Consider the following 6,204-nt stretch of genomic DNA (forward strand, 5'->3'; position numbering starts at 1 on the left):
GCCCCAATCTGTGTTCTGGACGAGGTGGACGCACCGCTGGACGACGCCAACGTCGACCGGTTCTGCAACATGCTGAACGAAATGCGCCAGCGCACCGACACCCGATTCGTCATCATCACGCACAACCCGGTCACCATGAGCCGGATGGACCGGCTTTTTGGCGTCACGATGGGCGAACAGGGTGTCAGCCAGCTGGTTTCCGTCGACCTCAAACGCGCCGAGCAGATGGTGGCCTGAGTCGCCCCCAGCATGGGTAACGGCGGATTAATCATTAATGGCTAGAACAGGTCGTGAACAAACGACCGAGGACCCGCCATGCATGAAGCTGTCGCCATCGCTACTGTCCTGTTGCTTCTGGCCCTGACCGGCGTCGAGCCGGGTGAGGCGCAGGCAAAATACTGCAGGACCGGCCCCGTCGCCGCGCTGCTGGATGGGTGCTGAACTCACCGGCGCGCGAAAGGCGCGCTGCCGGATCAGCCGATGGCGCCCTTGTAGCTGGGTGTGGCTTTCCCGGCGGCTTTCATGGCCTCCATCGCTTCGCCTGACGTCATCAACTTGATCGTCCTGCCGCCTGACATGGTGCCGGAAGCGCCCACAACCAACGCCCCTGCGGCCATGGTTCGGTCATCCGGGGCTTCGATCAGCGCGTAGATATCTTCGTCACCAAAGGCGAAGAACAAATGATGCAGCTTGCCGCCGATCCCTTCGATCAGTTTGCGGGCTGCGGCTTCGCGGTCCTGAGGTTTTGCGACCATGGCTTTCAGCGCATCGGTCGAATAGCGTCCGGTGAACAGGTAATACGGCATGTGTTTCCCCCCGATTGGTGCCGGGGCGTCGGCCTGAACTGCGGTAACTGGCTAATGGAAAAACCCGACTCGCCGGCTGTTGCAATTCGAGCAGACTACGCCTTTTCGACTTGCGAGTCGATCTGGCCATACAGGCCCCCCGCACATCTGTCGCCTTAATGTGATGCCACGCTTTGACCGGATCTGGGCTAGGGTTGTGAAAACGGAAAGGCGAACGGATGCGTCTGGCACTACTGCTTGCCCTGATGACCTTGCCAGCCGCGGCGCAGGGGCTGAGACCTTCGGACAGCCAACTGGATGCGACTGGATTAAGTGAGGCACTGACCGGTCAGGTCATCGAGTTCTACGATGGCTCGAAATCCTACTACTATCCGGACGGGACCTATATCTACACTTACGTCGATGGCGGGGAGGAATGGGACGGGACCTATGAACTGGCCGGGGCCGGGTCGGTTTGCGTGCGGATGACTGTTGGCGGGTCACGTTGCGATACTTACGTCATGGATGGCGACCGGCTCGTGCTGGTCATTGCCGATGGCACAAGGTTCCCGGTGCGCGCACGCACGGCGCTTCAATAGGGCAGTCTGAACGCTGCTTGCTTGCGGCTGAACGGCTCTGGAAAATCAGAGCTTCGACAAAAGCGCCGCAGTGGGCCAGGCATCGGCGGGCAGGCCAAGTCGCACCTGCTCTTTCTGAACGGCCTCTCGCGTCTTCTCGCCGAGAATACCGTCAATGCCACCCACATCATGGCCCCGCGCGGACAGCTTTTTCTGCAGCGACTTCATCTGCCCGTCCGACAGCCCGGGTTCAGGATTGCGGGCGTCGAAAACCGGCGCGCCTTCCAGCCTCGTGGCGAAATAGGCTGCGGTGGTGACATAGACGAAGCTCTTGTTCCATTCGAAATAGACCCTGAAATTCGGGTAGGCGAGGAAAGCCGGCCCGTTGCGGCCCATCGGCAGCAGCACCGAGGCTGGCAGGTTCGAGGGGCCGAGCGCGCCGCTGCGCGCAGAGACGCCCTGTTTGGCCCATTGGCTTACCGTCTGGGTATGGTTCAGCCCGGTCGCTGCCCAATCGAGGTTTTGAGGCACCACGATTTCCTGCAACCACGGTTCATTCGCGCGCCAGCCAAGCCCGCGCAGCATTTTGCCGCCCGACATCAGCGCGTCGGCGGGCGAGGTTTTCAGGCTGACGTGACCGTCGCCGTCGCCATCCACGCCGTTGGCAAGGATGTCTTCGGGCAACATCTGCACCATGCCGATTTCACCGGCCCAGGCCCCCTTGGTGTTCACGGGGTCGAAATCGCCGCGCTCGTAGAGTTCCAGTGCGGCAAAGACCTGCGGCTGGAACAATTCGGGACGGCGGCAATCGTGCGACAGGGTCAGAAGCGAGTTCAGCGTATTGAAATTGCCCTGAACCTGTCCGTAGTCGGTTTCGAGCGCCCAGAACGCAAGTAGCACGCCGCGCGAAACGCCGTAATTGCGTTCCACGACATCGAAAACCGCGTCGTATTTCTGCGCATTGCGTTTGCCGTTGTCGATTCGGTTCTGGCTGATGACCCGGCGCGAGAAGTCGACAAAGCTCATCTGGAAAATCCCCTGAGCCCGATCCGCCTTGATCACACTCGGGTCCTGGCGCGCGTTGGCGAAGAACCGGTCAACCGATGCAGAGGAATGGCCGCGACTGACGGCCTCTTGCTTGAGGCCGCCGACAAAGGAGGAAAACGATCCTCCGCAGGGAACATTCGCCAGTGCGGGCGCGGCAAGGCCCAGTGCGACGGACAGGACTAGGGGAAAACGCATACAGCCTCCAAGGATTGACGGGGGCAGGTTAGCAGGACCTTGGGGTCACGCAATGGCAAGTATCGCGACAAGGCACAGAAGCAGCGCCCATGTGCGCCAAAGTGCTGCTGCGGCGGATTCGATATCGGCGGCGGTCAGATCGCGGCGGCCATCGGGGTTGACGAACGGAAAGTCGCGCATTTCGCCGCCGTAGCTGCGGGGCCCGGCCAAGGCGATGCCAAGGCTTGCCGCCATCGCCGCTTCGGGCCAGCCCGCATTCGGGGATTTGTGCAACCGGGCGTCGCGGCGGACTTCGGGCCAGATATCGAAGCGCAGATGCACGGCGGCAATCAAAAGCGCGGTCAGCCGCGCCGGTATCAGGTTCAGCGCATCGTCAAGCCGCGCCGCTGCCCAGCCGAACGCTTCGTGGCGGGGCGTGCGATAACCGATCATGCTGTCGGCGGTGTTGACGATCTTGTAAAGCAAGAGCCCCGGCAGCCCGGCGAGGAGAAACCAGAAAACCGGGGCGACGACGCCGTCAGACAGGTTTTCGGCAGCGCTTTCGATGGCCGAACGGGAAACCGCGGCCTCGTCCATGTCGGCGGTGTCGCGGCTGACGATCATCGCAACGGCATGGCGGCCCGCCGGTAGCGACTGTCGCAAGCCTTGCGCGACGGCACGCACATGGTCGGTCAGGCTGCGTTGCGCCAGCAGCACCGCCGCCGCAAGCGTTTCCAGCACCGCGCCGCCGGGCAGGGCCTCTATCGCGGCACCGATCGCGATTGCCATGCCGCCCAGTGCCGCTGTGGTCAGGACGCCCTTCGCGCGGCGATTTCGCCCGTGGTTCAGGGCCTCGTCCGCCCAGCCGACAGCGCGGCCCATCAGGACGGCCGGGTGCGCAAAGCGTTTCCACAGCCAGTCCGGTTCGCCGAAGATGGCGTCGAGCACCATCGCGGCAACCAGAATGGCAGCGTGGGTCACAGCGCCGCCTCAAGCTGCGCCCAGCGATCCGGGGCCGGCAGCCCAAGGCGAAGCCACCCTGTCGAATAGGGAAAGATGCGGGTCCAGATTTGATGCTGCGCGAGCCGGTTCTGCACTGTGGCCGCATCATCGACGTCGTAGAGGCGGAACAGGTCCGTGCCACCGACAAGTTGCCCATGCGGAACCATCATTCGATCAAGACGGGCGGCATCTTCGGCCAGTCGCTTTCGAGCGGTCATTGCCCAGTCAGGATCACCCAGCGCGCGCGCACCGATTTCAATCGCCGGACCGGAGGTCGCCCAGGGGCCCAGCCGCTCTGCCAGTTCGGAAACAAGCCCGGGATCGCCAATGGCAAATCCAAGCCGTAGCCCCGCCAACCCCCAGAACTTGCCGAAACTCTTGAGCAGAAGCGTTCCGGGGCGTCCTGCCAGGCGCATCAGTGTTTCCTTGGGCGTGGTATCGCAGAAGCTTTCATCAATGATGCGGAAAGGCGCTGTCAGATCGGATTCCGTCCAGAGGCGACCGTCCGGATTGTTCGGATGGACAACGACCTGAGCGTCGGACTGCGCCTTGCCGACCTGCCAGCCGGAGGCGCGGAATGCGGCGGCATGTTCATTGTAGGTGGGTGCATGAATATGAACCGAACCCTTGGGCCTCAGAGATGGAATCCGCGCGATCAGCGCTGACGCCCCCGGTGCGGCGATGATCGCGGCCTCATCGGGTACATCCCAGAACTTGCGCGCGGCTTCGAGCAGCCGGGTCATGGCACCCTGATCGGGCAGCGCTGTCCAGGCGTCTTGACTGATTTGGCCGACCGGGTAGGGCACCGGGTTTATGCCGGTCGACAGGTCCAGCCAATCGGCCCGGTCTCCGCCATGGTTCCGAACCGCCGCGTCGAGCCCGCCGCCATGATCGCGCAGCTTCGTCATTCTTCAGGTGGCAGCGGCGGATGGCGGGTCACAAAATGTCCCTTTATCGCGGCGGGCCATTGACGATAGGGGACCTGTCCCGTGTCTGTATCCGCATGCAGCATCGCGTAGGCCACGACCGCTTCTGCGGATTCTCGGTCGGGCGTGAAATTACCGATGGTGTAGCAGAGTTTTCCATGCGCCTGAACCGCGACATTGCAGCCATGGGCACAGCCCATCAGGCAAGAGGTGCGGCGGGTCCGAACCGGGGCGCCGTTCGCGGCCTCTTCGATCATCTCGGCGAAGGCTTCGCCATCGGTCCGGCCATGCTCCTCGGCGGTCCAGCCTTCACGTTTGCAGGTATCGCAGATGGTAATCCAAGTGGTCATAAGCTGCCTTCTTCTATCGCCGGCCCCATTGAGCGGATTCGTGCCGGAGACGCAACCGGATTGACAATTGTTAACGAATTGGTGGTTCAGGTTAACGCCTTGTTAACGAATTGGGTGGATTTTTGCGGGAGGGGAAGACGTGCGAAAATTGCCCTTGGGGCAACCGAGGTAAAATGCGAGTTCTTATTGTTGAAGGTAACCCGGACCTTGGGTGGGTCTGGCGTCGCCACCTTGAGCGACGTGGATGCGAGGTGATTCTTGCGCATTCTCAAGGCGAGGCTGTCGATATTATCCGATCGGACAAGATCGACATCATTGTGCTTAATCTCATACTGGAAAACGGCAGCGCTTTCGCTATTGCGGACTTCGCAAGTTACCGTTGTCCGGGCACAAAGATCATCTTTACGACCAGTGGCGAATTCTTCTCGGATGGATCCATATTTCAGCACATCCCGAACGCCTGCGCGATGATGCCGTCAAGGATCGCGCCCGAGGATTTGTCGGCGCTGGTCGAATATTACGGCACCCCGCACTAGCGACTGCGGTCTTGGGCAGTGCTGAGGTGGCTGAACTGGACCGGCCGCGCGCGATGTCGGATTCCGGTGTCGCCGCGCCGCTATTCCCGTTGCACCTGTCTGCCCCGCCGCCTATAGGCTTTAGGCGACGAAGCCCCCTACCGGGCCAGAGAGGTTGGCTGCCGAAGATCGACCTCGACGGGGATCTGAAACAGCGTCGTCGAAGGATACGCCTTTGCCTCTTTGGCCGACCAGCCCTGACGAAAGGACGTATGATGAAATCCCTGCTCCCGCTCTTTGCGCTATGTAGTGCTACGCCGGCTGTTGCGCATCCCGGGCATCTGGTCGATGTCGCAGGCCACGACCATTGGGTCGCTGGGGCTGCGATCGGGGCTGCCATCGCCATGGGGATCTGGGGTGCCATCAAGGGGCGCCGCAAAGGCAACGCGGCCAGAGACGAGTCACAGGGTTCCGAAGAAAAACAGGGGGCTTAGGTCATGACCAAGATTGGCGTGATGATCTGCGGCCACGGGTCGCGGTCACAAGCGGCAGTGGATGAATTCGCCGTCCTTGCTGAAAAACTGCCGGCCTATCTGCCTGACGACTGGGAAACCGATTACGGCTATCTTGAGTTCGCCAATCCGGTCATCCGCGACGGGCTTGATCGGCTGCGCGACAAGGGTTGTGATCGCATTCTGGCCGTCCCGGGAATGCTGTTTGCCGCGATGCATGCCAAGAACGATATTCCTACGGTACTGAACACCTATTCCAAGGCCAACGACATCGAAGTGACCTATGGCCGTGAGCTTGGCGTCGATCCCAAGATG

The 6,204-nt window shown here is 61.7% G+C and carries 11 protein-coding genes; 6 read left to right on the top strand and 5 right to left on the bottom strand.

Annotated elements, in window-relative coordinates; genetic code table 11:
• A partial coding sequence (locus WBB85_RS02995; protein ID WP_432637138.1) for a hypothetical protein occupies positions 1-237 on the top strand: 237 nt, incomplete at its 5' end.
• A 78-nt stretch (positions 238-315) separates the two neighbouring features.
• Positions 316-441 (top strand): hypothetical protein, encoded by a 126-nt coding sequence (locus WBB85_RS03000; RefSeq protein WP_432637139.1) that lies wholly within the window; start codon positions 316-318, stop codon positions 439-441.
• A gap of 32 nt (positions 442-473) precedes the next feature.
• On the opposite strand, the gene WBB85_RS03005 is transcribed toward WBB85_RS03000, so the two are convergent.
• Positions 474-806, bottom strand: coding sequence for a GYD domain-containing protein (locus tag WBB85_RS03005; RefSeq protein ID WP_432637140.1), 333 nt, complete (start codon positions 804-806; stop codon positions 474-476).
• 218 nt (positions 807-1,024) lie between these two features.
• Between WBB85_RS03005 and WBB85_RS03010 the strand changes: the two genes are divergently transcribed.
• Positions 1,025-1,384 carry a hypothetical protein gene (locus WBB85_RS03010; RefSeq protein ID WP_432637141.1) on the top strand — a complete coding sequence of 120 codons (360 nt, stop codon included), beginning with the start codon at positions 1,025-1,027 and terminating at the stop codon, positions 1,382-1,384.
• Positions 1,385-1,429: 45 nt separating this feature from the next.
• Here the strand turns inward: WBB85_RS03010 and WBB85_RS03015 are convergent, their stop codons facing one another.
• Genes WBB85_RS03015 through WBB85_RS03030 form a run of 4 tightly spaced genes read right to left on the bottom strand, consistent with a single transcriptional unit; the run spans position 1,430 to position 4,862 of the window.
• Positions 1,430-2,605, bottom strand: a complete 1,176-nt coding sequence (locus WBB85_RS03015) for a lytic murein transglycosylase (protein WP_432637142.1) — start codon at positions 2,603-2,605, stop codon at positions 1,430-1,432.
• Positions 2,606-2,650: 45 nt separating this feature from the next.
• Positions 2,651-3,565, bottom strand: coding sequence for an adenosylcobinamide-phosphate synthase CbiB (cbiB, locus tag WBB85_RS03020; RefSeq protein ID WP_432637143.1), 915 nt, complete (start codon positions 3,563-3,565; stop codon positions 2,651-2,653).
• Positions 3,562-4,494: a threonine-phosphate decarboxylase gene (locus tag WBB85_RS03025; protein ID WP_432637144.1), complete on the bottom strand. Its 933-nt coding sequence runs from the start codon at positions 4,492-4,494 to the stop codon at positions 3,562-3,564. Before WBB85_RS03025 ends, cbiB begins: the two co-directional genes overlap by 4 nt.
• On the bottom strand, positions 4,491-4,862 hold the full coding sequence (locus WBB85_RS03030) for a DUF1636 family protein (RefSeq protein ID WP_432637145.1): 372 nt from the start codon (positions 4,860-4,862) through the stop codon (positions 4,491-4,493). Before WBB85_RS03030 ends, WBB85_RS03025 begins: the two co-directional genes overlap by 4 nt.
• Positions 4,863-5,113: 251 nt before the next feature.
• Here WBB85_RS03030 and WBB85_RS03035 point away from each other — a divergent pair, with 251 nt between their 5' ends.
• The 3 genes from WBB85_RS03035 to WBB85_RS03045 form a co-directional block, all read left to right on the top strand.
• A complete protein-coding gene (locus WBB85_RS03035; protein WP_432637146.1) occupies positions 5,114-5,398 on the top strand; it encodes a DNA-binding response regulator in 285 nt (94 codons plus the stop codon).
• A gap of 254 nt (positions 5,399-5,652) precedes the next feature.
• Entirely contained in the window at positions 5,653-5,871 is a 219-nt protein-coding gene (locus tag WBB85_RS03040; RefSeq protein WP_432637147.1) for a DUF6732 family protein, read from the top strand.
• A gap of 3 nt (positions 5,872-5,874) precedes the next feature.
• Positions 5,875-6,204 (top strand): sirohydrochlorin chelatase (locus tag WBB85_RS03045; RefSeq protein ID WP_432637148.1); only part of this gene is annotated, 330 nt, incomplete at its 3' end.

Origin of the sequence: Albidovulum sp. (assembly GCF_049646345.1) — a bacterium.
GTDB lineage: Bacteria > Pseudomonadota > Alphaproteobacteria > Rhodobacterales > Rhodobacteraceae > Albidovulum.